At 46.7% G+C, this 16,915-nt stretch carries 17 protein-coding genes; 3 read left to right on the forward strand and 14 right to left on the reverse strand.

The window, feature by feature from the left end:
• Nucleotide 1 precedes the first annotated feature (1 nt).
• Nucleotides 2-1,795: a dihydrolipoyl dehydrogenase gene (lpdA, locus tag ICE90_RS05395; RefSeq protein ID WP_216191382.1), complete on the forward strand. Its 1,794-nt coding sequence runs from the start codon at nt 2-4 to the stop codon at nt 1,793-1,795.
• A 563-nt stretch (nt 1,796-2,358) separates the two neighbouring features.
• On the opposite strand, the gene ICE90_RS05400 is transcribed toward lpdA, so the two are convergent.
• Nucleotides 2,359-2,913 (reverse strand): phasin family protein, encoded by a 555-nt coding sequence (locus tag ICE90_RS05400; protein ID WP_215321880.1) that lies wholly within the window; start codon nt 2,911-2,913, stop codon nt 2,359-2,361.
• Nucleotides 2,914-3,111: 198 nt separating this feature from the next.
• On the opposite strand from ICE90_RS05400, the gene ICE90_RS05405 reads away from it, so the two are divergent.
• Both ICE90_RS05405 and ICE90_RS05410 read left to right on the forward strand, forming a co-directional pair.
• A complete protein-coding gene (locus tag ICE90_RS05405; protein WP_216191384.1) occupies nt 3,112-3,999 on the forward strand; it encodes a DMT family transporter in 888 nt (295 codons plus the stop codon).
• A gap of 109 nt (nt 4,000-4,108) precedes the next feature.
• Complete coding sequence (locus tag ICE90_RS05410) at nt 4,109-5,113, forward strand: serine hydrolase (RefSeq protein WP_216191386.1); 1,005 nt, start codon at nt 4,109-4,111, stop codon at nt 5,111-5,113.
• 8 nt (nt 5,114-5,121) lie between these two features.
• Here ICE90_RS05410 and ICE90_RS05415 read toward each other — a convergent pair whose 3' ends face one another.
• The 13 genes from ICE90_RS05415 to ICE90_RS05475 form a co-directional block, all read right to left on the reverse strand.
• Nucleotides 5,122-5,946, reverse strand: a complete 825-nt coding sequence (locus ICE90_RS05415) for an IclR family transcriptional regulator (protein ID WP_215321883.1) — start codon at nt 5,944-5,946, stop codon at nt 5,122-5,124.
• A 106-nt stretch (nt 5,947-6,052) separates the two neighbouring features.
• Nucleotides 6,053-7,081: a quinone-dependent dihydroorotate dehydrogenase gene (locus ICE90_RS05420; protein WP_216191388.1), complete on the reverse strand. Its 1,029-nt coding sequence runs from the start codon at nt 7,079-7,081 to the stop codon at nt 6,053-6,055.
• Between the two features lie 9 nt (nt 7,082-7,090).
• Nucleotides 7,091-7,837, reverse strand: a complete 747-nt coding sequence (locus ICE90_RS05425) for an arginyltransferase (RefSeq protein WP_216191390.1) — start codon at nt 7,835-7,837, stop codon at nt 7,091-7,093.
• Entirely contained in the window at nt 7,834-8,571 is a 738-nt protein-coding gene (gene aat, locus ICE90_RS05430) for a leucyl/phenylalanyl-tRNA--protein transferase (RefSeq protein ID WP_216191392.1), read from the reverse strand. Before aat ends, ICE90_RS05425 begins: the two co-directional genes overlap by 4 nt.
• Nucleotides 8,572-8,580: 9 nt before the next feature.
• Entirely contained in the window at nt 8,581-9,141 is a 561-nt protein-coding gene (locus ICE90_RS05435) for an NUDIX hydrolase (RefSeq protein ID WP_216191394.1), read from the reverse strand.
• Between the two features lie 9 nt (nt 9,142-9,150).
• Nucleotides 9,151-10,977, reverse strand: a complete 1,827-nt coding sequence (locus tag ICE90_RS05440) for a bifunctional chorismate-binding protein/class IV aminotransferase (protein WP_216191396.1) — start codon at nt 10,975-10,977, stop codon at nt 9,151-9,153.
• Nucleotides 10,978-11,001: 24 nt separating this feature from the next.
• Nucleotides 11,002-11,577, reverse strand: a complete 576-nt coding sequence (locus tag ICE90_RS05445; RefSeq protein ID WP_216191398.1) for a peptidylprolyl isomerase — start codon at nt 11,575-11,577, stop codon at nt 11,002-11,004.
• A gap of 77 nt (nt 11,578-11,654) precedes the next feature.
• Nucleotides 11,655-12,281 (reverse strand): 2-hydroxychromene-2-carboxylate isomerase, encoded by a 627-nt coding sequence (locus ICE90_RS05450; RefSeq protein ID WP_216191400.1) that lies wholly within the window; start codon nt 12,279-12,281, stop codon nt 11,655-11,657.
• A 6-nt stretch (nt 12,282-12,287) separates the two neighbouring features.
• Nucleotides 12,288-13,601, reverse strand: coding sequence for a replication-associated recombination protein A (locus ICE90_RS05455; protein ID WP_216191402.1), 1,314 nt, complete (start codon nt 13,599-13,601; stop codon nt 12,288-12,290).
• A 3-nt stretch (nt 13,602-13,604) separates the two neighbouring features.
• Nucleotides 13,605-14,084 carry a DUF3429 domain-containing protein gene (locus tag ICE90_RS05460; RefSeq protein WP_323484413.1) on the reverse strand — a complete coding sequence of 160 codons (480 nt, stop codon included), beginning with the start codon at nt 14,082-14,084 and terminating at the stop codon, nt 13,605-13,607.
• A 36-nt stretch (nt 14,085-14,120) separates the two neighbouring features.
• Nucleotides 14,121-14,975, reverse strand: coding sequence for a 3-hydroxybutyryl-CoA dehydrogenase (locus ICE90_RS05465; protein ID WP_216191404.1), 855 nt, complete (start codon nt 14,973-14,975; stop codon nt 14,121-14,123).
• A gap of 1 nt (nt 14,976) precedes the next feature.
• Nucleotides 14,977-15,708 (reverse strand): glutathione binding-like protein, encoded by a 732-nt coding sequence (locus tag ICE90_RS05470; RefSeq protein ID WP_215321893.1) that lies wholly within the window; start codon nt 15,706-15,708, stop codon nt 14,977-14,979.
• An 8-nt stretch (nt 15,709-15,716) separates the two neighbouring features.
• Nucleotides 15,717-16,913, reverse strand: coding sequence for a pyridoxal phosphate-dependent aminotransferase (locus tag ICE90_RS05475; protein ID WP_216191405.1), 1,197 nt, complete (start codon nt 16,911-16,913; stop codon nt 15,717-15,719).
• Nucleotides 16,914-16,915: the final 2 nt, after the last annotated feature.

Consider the following 16,915-nt stretch of genomic DNA (forward strand, 5'->3'; position numbering starts at 1 on the left):
TATGGCTAAGCAAATGATCCTTGTGCCGGATATTGGCGATTACTCAGATGTACCCGTCATTGAAGTGCTAATTAAAGTTGGTGATGTTATCGAAAAAGAGCAGGCGCTACTAGTTCTCGAATCCGATAAAGCAACCATGGAAGTTCCAGCCGATGCTGCAGGTACTGTTACTAGTATTGCAGTCAAGCTTGGAGATAAAGTGAGTAAAGGTTCTGTGATTGCGGAGATTGAGGCTAGCGGTGCAGCGCCTGCGCCTCAACCGGCTCCAGCAGCAATATCTACTACATCAACTGCGCCAGCTACACCAACAATGACAGCTGCCCCTGCTCCAGTAGCAGGGCAGTACAGCGGTAAGGTTGATCATGAGTGTGAAGTGTTGGTACTTGGTGCTGGCCCTGGTGGTTACAGCGCGGCGTTTCGTAGCGCTGACTTGGGCATGAATACTGTTTTAGTAGAGCGCTATCCCACTTTGGGTGGGGTTTGCTTGAACGTTGGATGTATTCCATCCAAAGCATTGCTGCACACCACCTCAGTCATGGATGAAGTCAAAACGATGGCTAAGCACGGCATTACTTTTGGCGCGCCGAAGATTGAGATCGATCAACTCCGTGGTTACAAAGAGTCCGTCATTGCTAAATTGACTGGGGGTCTTGCTGGTATGGCAAAGGCTCGTAAGGTAAAGGTGGTGCGTGGTCTAGGCAAGTTCTTGGATGCAAACCATGTTGAAGTTGAGTTAACGGATGGTACTGGTCAGGATCTCACTGGTCAAAAAGAAGTGGTGCGCTTTCAGAAGGCCATCATCGCTGCGGGCAGTCAGCCAGTGAAACTACCATTCTTACCAGAAGATCCACGCATTGTGGATAGTACTGGCGCATTGTTACTGAAGAATATTCCCAAGCGCATGCTCGTCATTGGCGGCGGCATTATTGGTCTAGAGATGGCTACGGTTTACAGCACGCTAGGCTCACGCATTGATATTGCCGAGATGATGGATGGCTTGATGGCGGGCGCCGATCGTGATTTAGAAAAGGTCTGGGAGAAGTTCAATGCCGGACGTTTTGAAAAAATCATGCTTAAGACTCGTGCTGCTAAAGCAGAAGTTAAGCCTGATGGAATTCAAGTTTCTTTCGAGGGCGAGAATGCGCCGGCTGAACCGCAAACGTATGACTTGGTATTAGTCGCAGTAGGCCGTACTCCGAATGGCAAAAAGATTGATGCTGGCAAAGCGGGTGTGCAAGTGGATGAGCGCGGCTTTATTCCAGTTGACAAACAGATGCGGACTAATGTCTCTCATATTTTTGCAATTGGTGACTTAGTTGGTCAACCGATGTTGGCACATAAGGCGGTGCATGAAGGTCACGTTGCTGCGGAAGCTGCTGCTGGCGAAAAATCTTACTTTGATGCGAAGCAAATTCCATCGGTTGCCTACACCGATCCTGAAGTGGCTTGGGCTGGTTTGACAGAAGAGCAGTGCAAGGCCCAAGGTATTGCTTATGAGAAGGGTTTATTTCCATGGGCAGCTAGTGGACGCGCGATTGCTAATGGACGTGATGAAGGTTTCACAAAACTCATTTTTGATGCTACTACCCATCGGATTATTGGTGGCGGTATTGTTGGCACGCACGCTGGTGATTTAATCGGTGAAGTGTGTTTGGCTATTGAGATGGGTGCTGATGCGGTGGATATCGGTAAAACGATTCATCCACACCCAACCTTAGGTGAGTCAGTCGGTCTTGCGGCTGAAGCAGCCCACGGCCATTGCACTGATTTGCCGCCAGTGAAAAAGAAATCTTAAGCAGCGCTTAAGGTGCAAAAGGAAAAGCCCTGAGCGATCGGGGCTTTTGCACTTCAGCATCTATGAAATCAGTTTGGCATTGAGCTCACGAATACGTTCATCCACATAGTAGCCCCCGCATTCGGTATATCGGAGGTATTTAGCTCCACAATGCTTGCATTCAAATACATCAGATTTATTGTATGGATGGAGGGTGGGAGAAATAGGGGCATCCTTAGACCAGATGGTCACTCCCTTAGGGAGACCTTCCTCCCAGCATTCCGGAGCATCTTCGACTCTCAGAGTTCCAACGCACTCCAGGGAATTTGTCAGGAAACCGCCAGGGACGCTTTCCCAGCCTTCGCAGCTCAGCGACAGACAGTCAGGGCATTTATCTTTGGGGTCAAAAGACTTGGCGAGGGACAGCAACTCGTTTCTATTGAGGCTTTTAGTCATTTAAAGAAATTAGTATAAAAGTGCGCTGAGTAAGGTGCGTTTTGGATAAAGAATAAATCAAGCTGTCTAAGCTATAAGAAAAAGCCCCGAGCAATCGGGGCTTTTGTATTCAAGGTGCTTGCTAAGAATTATTTCTTCTTCGTCGCCTTGCTAGCTTTCTCTGCAGTCTTCAATGCTGTTTCAGTTGCGCTACTAAGGTTAGTTTGCGCGACTTCAACTGCATGCTTAACTGCTTTTTGACTAGTTTCAAATACATTGTTTGCAGAAGCAATTGCTTGCTTCATTGCTTGCATAGCTCCATCTGATCCGGCCGGTGCATTTTTTGTCCACTCTTCTACCAAAGAGTTAATTTTCATTTGGCCAGCTTGGAATTCTTTTTCAGCGGATTGTGTAAAGCTGTTTTGTGTCTCATGAGCCAACTCGTATAAATGACGGCTGTAGGCCATAATTTTTTCTGCCATTGGTTGCACTGTTTCAGCTTGATGGGCTAGCAACTGTTGAATGTCTTTTACTTCCAGTGCTTTCTTGGCGCTATTCATGCTATCGCTCAAGCTTTGTTTGGCAATATGCATATTGAGCTCAACCAACTTTTCAATGCTTTGCAATGCTTGATTGGTTAAGCCACTCAAAGTTTCTAAGTTTGCTTTTTGTGCGGCTGCAATTTGTTCTGGAGTTAAGTTCATCTGCATCTCTTTCCGTTTAACTGTTTTAAATATTTTGATCTTCGGCTTTTACCTAATGTACTCTCTTTGCACCATTGTATGGCATAGATGTTGCGTTGCAGCATAAATGGCTTGCCATGTAGATCAAGGGTTCAAATGAGAAAAGAGCCTAAAATTAAGAGCTCAGTAAGAAATCTCAATATTTTCAGTAAGTTACCCATGAAGCTTTCGCTTGATAACGCCATTGCACCGATATTCGTCCTCATTTGGAGTACTGGCTTTGTAATTGCGCGATTAGCAATGCCATACGTAGAGCCAGCCACCTTTCTATTTTGGCGTTTTGCAGGGGTTCTGGCAGCCATGGCAGCGCTCAGCCTCGTATGGAGAATCACCTGGCCCAGTTGGTCGCAAATCAAGCACATCGCCATTGCTGGGATCTTGCTGCAGTTTGGTTATTTGCTGGGCGTATGGTTTGCCGTACGTCTAGGGATGACGGCAGGGTTGGTGGCCATTATTGTTGGCCTGCAACCTATCATTACGGCCTGGTTTGCTGCTTGGATTTCTGAGAAGGTGAACTCGCGTCAATGGATAGGCCTAGGATTCGGATTTGCGGGTGTTGCGTTGGTGGTTGCTGAGAAGATTGGCTTTAACCACATTCCATTTGTTAGTTACGTTTTGGCGTTTATTGCACTGCTCTCAATTACGTTTGGTACTTTGTATCAAAAGAAATTCTGCCCCGTATTTGATCTACGTGCTGGATCCTCTATTCAGTTTGGGGTATCGGCAGTTCTGTGTTTCTTTTGTATGTATTTCTTTGAGTCTGGCGTGATGGTTTGGAACCCATCTGTTATTGGCGCCTTGCTATGGGCCATCTTCCCCCTGTCAATTGGATCGATTAGTTTGCTATTTATGATGATTCGCAAGGGGGCAGCCACTAAGGTGACTAGCTTGCTCTATTTAACACCTCCGACAACCGCTGCAATGGCTTGGCTCTTATTTGATGAGCCGTTTACATTGCTGATGGCAGTAGGTTTGTGTTTGACGATGACTGGGGTTGTGCTGGTGAATGCCCGTCAGACCAATACAGTAGCGACGATTGCCGAGTAGGGCAGTCATTTGGTGGGATAAATTACCTGGATTGGGGCGAATAAAACCGCTTTGTCTTCGGAAATTAATTATCATTCCGTATGTTGAAAGTTTTGGAAGGTATTTTGGGATGCGTTTGAATCGATTTTGGCCCCTAGTCATTGCATTGCTCTTTTCGCTGGGAGTGCTGGGTAACGCCCCTGTACAGGCTTCAACAAAAGACAAGCAGAAGCAAGCAAAGTCAACAAAAGTAGTGGCCAAGTCACCCAAAAGAGCCAAAACCGTCCGTGTCACTGTTACTAGATCATCTGCACCCGTAGTTGCAGGACCTCCATCATTGGCTACTGCATTAGGTTTACGTGGTCAGCGCGATGAGCTCAATCTTAAATCCACTGTAGTGATGGTGGTCAATCAAGACACGAAGGAAGTTTATTACGAGAAGAATCCATCCGTCAGTTTGCCCATTGCCTCCATCACCAAGCTTATGACAGCCATGGTGACACTCGATGCAAAATTGCCGATGGATGAGGTCGTCGTGATTAATGCTGAAGACGCTCATATCTATAGACACTCTCGTTTGGCTGAAGGCACTGCACTGACTCGAGAAGATGCGTTGCATTTGGCTTTGATGTCCTCTGAGAATCGCGCTGCATATACCTTGGCCAGAAATTATCCTGGTGGCCTACCAGCATTTGTGTCTGCTATGAACCATAAGGCAAAAGAACTCGGCATGGAGCACTCTCACTTTGAGGATCCTACTGGACTGACTAGTGAGAATGTTGCTTCAGCAGAAGATCTCACACGCATGCTAAATGCTGCCTATCAGTACAAAACCATTCGTGAGTTCTCAACCTGGCCAGATTTAACTATGGTCATCGCCAATCGCCCGCAAAAGTTTTTGAACACAAATCGTTTGGTGCGCTCCGGGGATATGGATATCGGATTACAGAAGACGGGCTTCATTAATGCTGCAGGTCGATGTTTAGTCATGCAGGCAAGAGTAAACAACACGCCACTGCTATTGGTCTTTTTGGATTCAGTGGGAACGCAATCGCGCTTTGCCGATGCAGTACGTGTACGCGATTGGTATGAGCGCATGCCATCTGGCGCGCAACCCATTCGTCGCTTGATGTAACTGCTTAATTAAGCTGCTGAGCCTGGCTCGGCAGACTTGGGTTTAAAACCCATGCCTTTGGATATCTGCAAGGCTGTTTCTTGAAGGGCGCGGAGCCAATCGGCCTGAATGCGATCCGTTGGAGCGCTCAAAGAGAGACCAGCAACCAATTTCCCAGTGTCATCCAGAATGGCTGCAGCTAAACAGCTCACGCCCAACTCAAGCTCTTCGTCATCGCGAGCGCTACCGACTTTACGAACGTGATTAAGTTCGGTTTCGAGTTTGCCTAATTCGGTAATGCTGTTACGAGTGTGTCCAGACAAACCTGTGCGAGTGACATAGGCACGTACTTGTCCAGGGTCGTCGCTCGCGAGGAAGAGTTTGCCAACCGAGGTGAGATGTAAAGGTGCGCGACCACCAATGGCGCGTACTACCTGCATGCCTGAGCGTTCGCTATATGCGCGATCAACATAGACGATTTCATCGCCTTGACGCACGGATAAGTTAACGGTTTCACCAGTGAGCTTGTGGAGAGTACGCATTGGTAGTTGCGCAGCTTCACGCACAGATAAGCGTGCTTTCACTAAATTACCCAGCTCTAAAAGTTTTAAGCCAAGGCGATAGGTGCCACCATCGCCACGCTCAACCAATCGGCAAGCAACGAGGTCATTCAAAATTCGGTGGGCAGTAGAAGGGTGCAGACCAGTTGTCTCTGCGAGATTCTTCAGGCTGCTGGATTCTTCTTGCTCAGCAAGGGCGTCTAGCAAATTCATCATGCGCTCCACTACTTGGATGGCTGTCTTGCCAACCTCGCCGGCAGATTTAGGAGTTTTGATGGTCTTGCTGGTGTTCATGACTTCATTGTAGCGATTTCAGACAAAATTGCATATTATGAAATGCTATTTTATAAAGCCAGCCCTGAAAAATACCCCTTTAAAGCACGAAAAAGAGGCTTTAAGGTTATCTTAAGGCGGTAGCACACTCTTTTACTAAGTCTGGGCCCCGATAAATCAAGCCGCTATAGAGTTGCACTAAGCTGGCGCCTGCCATGATCTTTTCACGGGCATCTGCGCCACTCATGATGCCGCCTACGCCGATGATAGGTAGTTGATTGCCCAATCTCGCCTTTAAAGCTTTGATGACAATATTAGAAGCATTACGCACGGGCGCACCAGATAAGCCGCCAGCCTCTTCACCAAACTCCATTCCCTTGACCGTATCGCGAGAGATGGTTGTATTGGTAGCAATGACAGCATCAATACCAAACTCAAGCAGGAGATCAGCGATGAGATTAATGTCACCATGATCTAGATCGGGTGCAATTTTCAAGAAGAGTGGTTTGCGTACGCCATAACGATCGCTTAAACGCTTTCTGGCTTCATCAAGGCTTCCCAATAATTCGCGGAGCATTTCTTCGCCTTGTAAGGCACGCAGATTTTTGGTGTTCGGTGAAGAAATGTTGACGGTGATATAGGTAGAGATTTCATAAACGGCCTCCATTGCCAGGATGTAATCTCGAGAAGCCTCTTCAATCAGGGTGCTGGCATTCTTGCCAATATTTAAACCAAGTACACCACCACTTTGCCAAAACTGAGAGCGACGTACTCGCGCTACACAGGCATCAACACCATCATTATTAAAGCCCATGCGATTAATAATGCCCTGAGCTTCGGGCAAACGAAACATGCGTGGCTTAGGATTGCCCGGCTGTGGCCGTGGCGTGACTGTGCCGATTTCTAAAAATCCAAATCCTAATGCAGCAAGTGCATCGATATGTTTGCCATCTTTATCTAAGCCTGCAGCTAATCCAACTGGATTGGGAAAATCAATGCCACAGAGTGTTTGTGGATCATTAATGGGCTTGCTAACCAAAAGCTCCAATAAACCCCAGCGCTGCGCACGGTCCATATTACTTAAGGTGAGGTTGTGCGCCTTTTCTGGGTCTATGCAAAACAGCCAAGGGCGGAGGAGGGAGTAACGATCGATCATGGGTAGATATTATGACTCAGGGAGCTCTTGCCAATGCTCGTCAATCAAGCCTTCCATGGGTTGATATTTCACCTTATACGACATCTTGTCGCTTTCCTTGATGTAGTAACCAAGGTAAAGGTAAGGCAAACCCAATATGCGAGCTTGTTCAATTTGCCACAGAATGCTGTAGCTACCATAACTAGCCGCAGAGCTTGTGGTGTCGTAAAAGGTATAAACAGAGGAGATTCCCTTTTCCAGAATATCGATCATGCTCACCATGCGTAATCGACCGGGGTGCGGGTCATGCGGACCATCCCGAAACTCCACAATGCGTGAGTTCACTCGGCTTTGTAATAAAAACTGCATGTATTGATCTTGATCATCGCTATCCATATCGCCACCCGCGTGCCGCTCAGTTTGATAACGTTGATAGAGTTGGTAATGTTCCTCTTGGTAACCTAGATTGAGGACGGAGGCCTGAAGATTGGAGTGTTTTTTCTGGGCGCGGCGCTGGCTGCGAGAAGGTGTAAATTGTTTTACCAAAATACGCGTAGAAATACAGGCTTTGCATTCGTCGCAATAGGGTCGATAGGTATACAAACCACTACGTCGAAAGCCTGCGTTGAGTAAATCGATATACACATCCGCATGAATCAGATGAGATGGCGTAGCCACTTGTGAACGAGCTGTTTTATTGGGAAGGTAGCTACAAGCATAGGGAGCAGTTGCATAGAACTGCAGGGTGGTTAGGGGAAGTTCTTTAAGCCGAGTCATAACCAGTGATGCAAAATTGCTTTGTCAAAAGTCCAGGATTTCTCAATCTTAGTTTGATTTAAGGATATTTGCAGTTGCTCTAAAAAGACCTGCCTGGGTATTGGGGTAGCACCTAAGGACAAAAGGTGAGCTGTTTCTTGCTGGCAATCGATCATCTGGACTTCATTCATCAGACACCATCCACTCAGAGCTGCTAAGGCGATTTTTGATGCATTGGTCTTACGGCTAAACATGGATTCACCAAATACCATTCCTCCAAATGCAACGCAATAGAGTCCGCCAGTAAGCTGGCCATCTTCGATTACGGCAATACTGTGGGCGTTGCCTGCTTCATGAAGCGCGGTGTAGGCATCAATGATTTCATGGGTAATCCAAGTACCATCCTGATCTTTGCGAGTGCTCGTGGCACAGGAGCGTATGACTGCGCCAAAATCGGCATCTACCAATATCTGTGATTGTGCGCTTTGACAAAAGAGTCGAATATTCTTTTGCAAAGATTCACTGCATTTAAAGGCGCTGGGCTTTAACACCATCCTAGGATCAGGCGACCACCAGAGAATAGGTTGGTTATCCGAGTACCAGGGAAAAATACCTTGTTGGTAGGCGCGAGCTAGTTGACCGGGATATATGTACTCACTGACCGCAATAAGCCCAGGAACACTGGGATCAGGATCCGCCTCAAGCAACGGACTTGGAAAAGGGTCGTTGGGCCCTAGCCAGGCAATCTGACCCATATTAACTCTTTAGATCCTCTCAGAAGGTAAGACGTCACGACTGCGCACATGAAATTCCTTACCAGCCTCTAAGTTGCCAGCAGCGCGGTCTGCAAAAAACCATTCAAGGGTTTGCTTGATAGTCGGAAAGGCCAATTCTTCCCATGGAATCTCATGCTCATGAAAAAGGGCTACTTCAAGACTTTCTTCGCCGGCAGAAAATTCTGAATTAGTCATCGTGGCCAAATAGAACAGGTGTACCTGTTCTGCGTGGGGCACATTCAGTAAAGAATAGAGTGGCCCAATTTCTACTGCAGCGCCAGCTTCTTCAAGAGTCTCGCGCGTAGCTCCGTGGCTTGTGCTTTCACCTAACTCCATAAAGCCCGCAGGTAATGTCCAAAAGCCATGACGAGGTTCAATAGCACGACGACATAAGAGAACTTGCTTGCCGTATACCGGAATACTTCCAACTACGTTGCGAGGATTTTGATAATGAATGCTGCCACACGCTTCACAGACATGACGCTCTCGAGAGTCATCCGCTGGAATCTTAATGGTTAATACAGATGCGCAGTTAGAGCAATACTTCATACTGACTTTCTAAAAATGGGCTTTGATAGCGCCGCGTAATGCATTGCTAAGCATAATCTCATCTGCCATTGAAACATCATTAATAGTCAGGTTGGCTTCGCGGGCATTCATGGATGGATCGGCAAGCAGGGCGGCGCGCATTACCCCGGGTAAAAGGCCAGCGGACACTGGCGGTGTAAGCCATTCAGAGCTACCTTGAGGTTTAACAAAAATGCTAGTTCTCCCGCCCTCAGTGATAAAGCCTTGTTCATTGATAAATAAGGCATCAAATCCACCTAACTTCACGGCTTCTTGCCAAGCTTGGTCATAAAGGGATCGATTGGTAACTTTGTGACGCAGTAAGGGATCCTCAGAGAACATCGTCACATCACCTTGAAGAATATCTTTAGCCCAAAATATTTTGACTGGGTCATTGATTAAATCCATCGCATCAGTTGCAACCAATAACTCACCAGTAGTTGAGAGATCAAGCCTTAATCGGTATAGCAATTTTTTATCAAGCGATGCACAAGCGCCCGAAATCAAATTCCTGGCAGTCTCAAGTTGAAAAGGCATTCTTAAGGCTATTGCGGATAGAGTTAGGCGATTTAAATGGGCATGCAATCTCTGGGGCTCGCCATTCCGAACCGCAATGGTTTCAAATAAGTCTGTAGCGCTTGGAAGACCCATCAGAAAGGCAGATTTAATGCGGCACTCTTGCCATTCTTGGCCTGCATCTGAGTCATTGGTAATTCCAGCGCCAACGCCCAGGGTGAAGGTTGATGCATGAGAGTCGGGATCTTGACTGATTTCTACAGTACGGATGGGAACACTAAAGGCAAAATTACCATTGGGGTCAAGCCAGCCTAAAGCACCACAATAATAGCCGCGATCTTCGGGTTCTAATTCTTGAATAATTTCCATACTGCGTTTTTTTGGGGCCCCTGTAACGGAGCCACATGGAAATACTGCTTTAAAAATATCGAATAGAGCAATATCAGGTTTGATCTGACCCTGCACTGTGGAAGTCATTTGTAACACGTCACCATGTCGTGCCACTTCGAATAGATTGGGGACAATTACAGTGCCTGGAAGAGAGATGCGACTGAGATCATTGCGAAGCAAGTCAACAATCATGACATTCTCAGCTTGATTCTTTGGGTCATCCGATAAGGCGCTCGCAACAGCAGATAGGGCGCTTGCAGTACCTTTCATTGGCATAGCTTTTATCGTGTCGCCATCTCGCGCAATAAATAGTTCAGGCGATTGCGACAGTAAAAAGTTGCCATCATGTTCAATAAAAGCACCAAAGCGCCCGGGCTGGCGATCCCTTAAGCGGTTATATAAGGCGAGTGGAGCGCCATAAGTCTTGCCTGTGATTCGATAGGTGTGGTTAATCTGGTAGCTATCACCACTACGAATATATTCCTGTATTGCTGCAATATCGGCAGTAAATTTCTCCTCGCTCAAGGATTGCTGAACATCCATTACTCCAGCGCTTGCTTGAGTTAGATCTAGCGAAGCCATCCGCTCAGCAATGAAGCTATCGACATCCTGCTTAGACAGTTTTTTGAATTCTCCGAAAGACCAGGCTTCAATGAGGGGGTGGTGGTGATCTGAGTGATTGATTCGCTCAGGTAGATGATGAATTTGCCTACCTAACTCGTAAGCAAAGGCAGCAACAATAAATTCGCCCTTAGTAAGCGCGGCAGATATTTCAGTAAAACACTTCTGTGTAGTGGCTAAATCTACCGCATGATCTCCGCTTGGAAGAACGCGCCAGTAGTGCAATGCATTTTCATATTGGCGACTTGTGGGTAAGGTCGCGGTGCTTTGCGCATCATCGAGCAAAATCATCGCGGCTTACCTAGCAATTTCTACTTACTTCAGAATCGTGGCAGATTCGATGATGACAGTCTTAGTAGGAACGTCAGACATTCTGCCCATACGTGGGGCTGGAGCAACCATGGTTGGCACTTTGCGAATCGCATCTATGGTTTGAGTGCCAGAGATTACTTTGCCAAACACGGTATAGCCATTGCCCATCGCATTAGGGTAGTCGAGCGCCGCATTGTCTTTCACATTAATAAAGAACTGCGAAGTTGCAGAATCAGGGTCTGAAGTGCGAGCCATCGCAATCGTGTAAACATTATTCTTCAAGCCATTTTGCGCTTCAGAAACTACTGGGGAATCAGTTGGCTTTTGAGTCAAGTCCGGCGTAAAGCCGCCACCTTGAATCATGAAGCCATCAATCACACGATGAAAGATGGTACCGTTATAGAAACCGCTCTTGACGTAATTCAAAAAGTTAGCAGTGCTCTTGGGTGCTTTCACATCATCTAATTCAACGACGAAGTTACCCATCGTAGTTTTGAATTCAACCTTAGGACCCGCAAATGCTGCTTGACTGGTAAAACAAGAAATAGCAACAACAAGGGCGGCAAATAGCTTACGCATAAGAACTCCTTAAATAAGATAAAAATAGCTTGTATTTGATTGTATTGCCCAAGACCGCTGGATGGTTAAATGATCTCCTAGCCTAGACCGTTAGGAACATTTCCGGCATAAGCATAGGAAGCCTCATCAAACATGCCAGGTCTTGCAAGGTAATCCAGTGTCCAGTCAATAGTGTCAACACCCCAAAAGCAATGTTGATTCACTATCAGGGCGGGGACTCCAAAGGCGCCATCGACTTTTGCTTGATTGGTATTAGCAATTGGCTTTGCCTTTACTTCTGGATTTTCAGGTTTAGGTGTATCTGAAGGAAGTCCTAAGTAGCTACAAAAGTCTGGCCAAGATAGGTTGGGATCTTTACCCTCCACCCAAACATAATCAAAAGCACGCTCAACCATCACCCAATCGGCATTTTTTTCCACCAAAAGACGTTGGGCGGCAACTGTCATAAAGGGGTGATGCTCTGGAAAGCGAAACGGAATGCCTAACTTCTCCGCCTGCCACACGCAAAATTGATAGGTGTGCGGGCGTTTAGCAGCAACCTCTCCTGGACCTTTGTTCTCAGCTGCCCGCAGGAGGCCGCCGAGCAAAATTGGAACAGGTTTGATAGCCAGTTTGGCTTCAAGGCGTTGCCTTTGTTTAACGTAAAGATAAGCAAACGGCGAAACAATATCGTAATAAAAAGTAGCCACAATCTTTGTACTCATATCACCCTATTTCTTCTTGTGCTCTTCATCAAGCTTATTTAAGAACGCTAGCTTATCTTTGATCTGGGACTCTAGGCCACGCTCCACTGGTTCGTACCAATGCGGCTCCTTCATGCCTTCCGGTAGATAAGTTTCACCAGCGGCATAGCCATGCGGCTCATCATGGGCATAGCGATATTCTTTTCCATGTCCAAACTCTTTCATCAATTTGGTAGGTGCATTGCGCAGATGATTCGGAACGGGTTTGGATTGATCGTTTGCTACATAAGCGCGAGCAGCATTAAAAGCGTTGTAGCTTGCATTGCTCTTTGAGGCTACAGCCAGATAAACCACGGCTTGCCCAAGAGCCAACTCACCCTCAGGGGATCCTAGTCTTTCATAGGTCTGGGCCGCATCGTTAGCTAATTGCATTGCTCTTGGATCTGCCAGACCAATATCTTCCCAAGCCATCCTAATAATACGTCTGGCTAAGTAACGGGGATCGGCGCCGCCATCTAGCATGCGGCAAAACCAATATAAGGCCGCATCAGGGTTGGATCCGCGAACGGATTTGTGTAGAGCAGAGATTTGGTCGTAAAAGTGATCACCACCTTTATCAAAACGCCGCGCTTGAGCACTCAGTGCGTTCTCTATAAATTTCTGATCAACGATTTTTACTTCCGCATTTGGTGTGAGGACCGCATTGCGTACTTGTTCAGCTAAATTGAGAAGGCGTCGCGCATCACCATCAGCATTGGAGATGAGGGTATCGATTGCTGTTGATTCAAATTGCACATCGGGCATCGCGTGCTGATGAGCTCGATCAAAGAGTAATTTCAGCTCCTCGGGAGTGAGTGATTTCAAGACATAGACCTGAGCACGCGACAGGAGTGCGGAGTTCACCTCAAAGGATGGGTTCTCGGTAGTGGCGCCAATAAAGGTGAACAAACCTGACTCCACATGGGGTAGCAGGGCATCTTGCTGGCTTTTGTTAAAGCGATGAATCTCGTCAACAAATAAAATGGTTTGCTTGCCGTACTGAGCCATATTTTGTTGGGCTTGCTCAATGGCTTCACGGATTTCTTTAACGCCAGCTAAGACTGCTGAGATTGCAATGAATTCGCGATCAAATGCCTTAGCGGAGAGACGTGCCAGCGTAGTCTTACCAACGCCTGGAGGTCCCCACAAAATCATCGAGTGAGGTTTGCCGGAGGCAAATGCTAGATTGAGTGGTTTACCACTTGCTAATAAATGGCCTTGTCCAATGACTTCTTCAATCGTTTTTGGACGCAGTGCTTCTGCTAGAGGTGGAGGCGGTGCGCTATCAAAAAGACTGCTCATTGATCATGCTTGAATAAAGAGAATAACTAAGGATGCCCAGGTTAGACAGGCTGCTGCAACATAGGTCAAGCGATTGCGCATTGTCATAAATGCAGAGCGGGTAGCTTCATCGGCAAAATAATATTGATAGGTATTTTGATCAATATTGCGCTGAATGATCAGAGTAGAAGCCAAAATAAGTAGGCCTACTGGAATATAAATATGAAGCGCTAACCAAGCAACCAAAGCGGGGATAACGCCCCAGATCCAAGCATTTCGGTCTTCCCAGCGGTCACCGGCAGGTGCTTTTCCCAGAAGATGTAAATTGGCACCCCAATGCAAAGCTCCCATAAACGAAGTAATCACAGCCCCATAACCCGCTAAAGACTCGGCGCTTAAATAATTCACGGGTGTTGGCGCTAATTGCACCATGAGAGCTAGCCCAATAAATGGAATAAGACCGGCATAGCCAAGTTTTCGAACTAAGGGTGGGATGGGGTTCACGATGGAGGTATCTAGGTTAAGGAGTTGTAAGTGAAATTATTTATCGTAGGTGTATACACCGCGACCTGTTTTGCGACCGAGGTATCCAGCAGCAACCATTTCACGAAGCAGTGGGCAAGGGCGGTATTTAGAGTCGCTGAAGTTTTCAAAATAGACTTCCATCACTGCCAAGCAAGTATCAAGACCAATGAGGTCTGCTAAGGCTAGCGGTCCAATCGGTTGATTGCAACCCAACTTCATTCCTGCATCAATATCTTCTGGGCTAGCAAGACCTTCCGATAAAACAAAGAAGGCTTCATTGATCATTGGTAGCAAAATGCGATTCACTACAAAGCCAGGGGAGTTTTTAACAGTAATAGGCTCTTTGCCAACGCGCTTAGCCATGTCAATAATGGCGGCATGAGTAGCATCACTAGTTTGCAAGCCGCGAATCACTTCCACCAGGGCCATCAGGGGCGGGGGGTTGAAGAAGTGCATGCCAATAAAGCGCGCAGGGTTGGAGTCAAGGGCTGCAAGTTTAGTAATAGATAGCGAGGAGGTATTAGTGGCAATGATGGTGTCTTTACTCACAATCTCATCTACCTGCTTAAGAATCTTTTCTTTAATTGCTTGGTTTTCGGTTGCAGCTTCAATAACTAAACCCAAACCTTTGAGGTCAGTATACGAAGTACTGCCTTTGATGCGCTTGAGTGCAGCTGCTTTTGCGTCAACGGTAAGCGTTTCTTTTTTAACGAGTCGATCCAAGCTCTTGCTAATTTGCTCAAGTCCACGTTGCACTGCTGCCTCATTAATATCAACCATCACGACATCAAGGCCTGCAACCGCACACACTTGTGCAATCCCATTGCCCATAGTGCCCGCACCAATGACGCCTACTGATTGAATGCTCATCTTATTTCCTCTTTTGATATTGGGTAGAACCAAATAACGTCTCTCTAGCCTTGTCGTCATGCAAGGGTTTCCGCAATGCAGTTAATACTTGGCAGCCACGCATCACTGCTGGTCGTGCCCCAATCTTTTCAAACCATTTTTTGAAATGCGGGTAATCATTGATTTCAATGCCTTGATTTTTCCAATTACGAGTCCATGGATAAATCGCAATATCAGCAATGGAATAAGTTTTGCCTGCAATATAGGGATTATCTTTCAGTTGACCATCCAATACTCCATAGATGCGCTTGGCTTCATTGGTGTAACGATTAATGGCATATTCAATTTTCTCAGGTGCGTAGAGCCTGAAGTGGTGGTTTTGCCCAAGCATGGGGCCAAGACCACCCATTTGGAACATCAGCCATTGCAGCACCTTGTACTTACCGCGGGTGCTTTGGGGTAAGTACTTGCCAGTCTTACCGGCTAAATAGAGAAGAATGGCGCCAGACTCAAATACGTTGATGGGTTTGCCGTCTGGACCATTAGGGTCAACGATTGCTGGAATCTTGTTGTTAGGGCTGATCTTGAGGAACTCAGGCGCAAATTGATCGCCGGCACCAATATCAATCGGATGGGCAATCCAGTCGCGACCTAGGCGGTAGCCGCATTCTTCGAGCATGATGTGCACCTTATGGCCATTTGGGGTTGGCCAGCTATAAACGTCAATTACGTTATTTGATTTTGGGGTTGCCATTTTTTCCTCTATAAATTTTGTAAGCGTTGTAACGCATTGGCGAGAGTTTGCTCTTGCTTTGCAAAACAAAAACGAATGACGCCAGACTCGGTCGGTTGATCATAAAAAGCAGAAACTGGAATAGCAGCTACCCCAACTTTACTAGTAAGCCATTTGCAAAAATCAGCCTCATTCAATTTGGCCTGGGGGATTCCTAGTGCCGAGTAATCAGCGCATTGAAAATAACTACCGGGGCTAGGAAGCAATGTAAATTTGGTTTTACTTAAGCCAGTCCTAAAAAAATCTCGCTTAGCTTGATAAAAGGCCGGAAGATTTAAATAATGGTTTTCATCTGTAAGATAAGTAGCCAAGCCATATTGCATGGGGGTATTGACGGCAAATACATTGAACTGATGTACCTTGCGGAATTCTTTTGTCAGCGCAGATGGCGCAGCTACATAACCCACTTTCCAACCAGTGACGTGATAGGTCTTGCCAAAGCTAGAAATTAGAAAGCTCCTAGCTGCTAACTCTGGATGAGAGGAGATGCTGTGGTGCTTGGCGCCGTCATAGACCATATGCTCATAGACTTCGTCACTCAGAATCAAGGCGGAAGTATCGCGAACTAAGGCTGCTAGGTGATCAAGATCTGATTTATCCCACACCATGCCAGTTGGATTATGCGGAGTGTTAATCAGAATGAGTCGCGTTTTAGGATTAATAGCATTTGCCAATACATCCCACGGAATTTGATACGAAGCCACTTGTCCTGATTCATCACGTACGACCTGCAATGAAATGGCAATCGTTTTGCCCCCAGCTAAATCTATTGCAGGTCGGTAGCAGTCAAAGGCGGGTTCAATGATGATGACTTCATCGCCAGGACCAACGCAAGAGAGTACGGCTGTAAATATGGCCTGTGTGCCACCTGCGGTAATTGTGATTTCAGTATCAGCGTCGTAGTGGTGACTATATAAACGGCTGATCTTATGGCTAATGCCATGACGAAGTTCTGCAACTCCAGCCATAGGGGGGTATTGATTGTGATCTGCCAACATGGCGGCATTCACATCAGCAATCAGTTTTCTGTCGCATGGAAAGTCCGGAAAGCCTTGCCCAAGATTAATCGCCTGATGCTCTGCGGCCAGGGAGGACATCACCGTAAAGATGGTGGTTCCAACTTTTGGTAGGCGACTTAGAAAAGAGGGTGTCTCTAGCGGGTTCATGA

Origin of the sequence: Polynucleobacter sp. AP-RePozz3-80-G7, assembly GCF_018882145.1 — a bacterium.
Classification (GTDB): domain Bacteria; phylum Pseudomonadota; class Gammaproteobacteria; order Burkholderiales; family Burkholderiaceae; genus Polynucleobacter.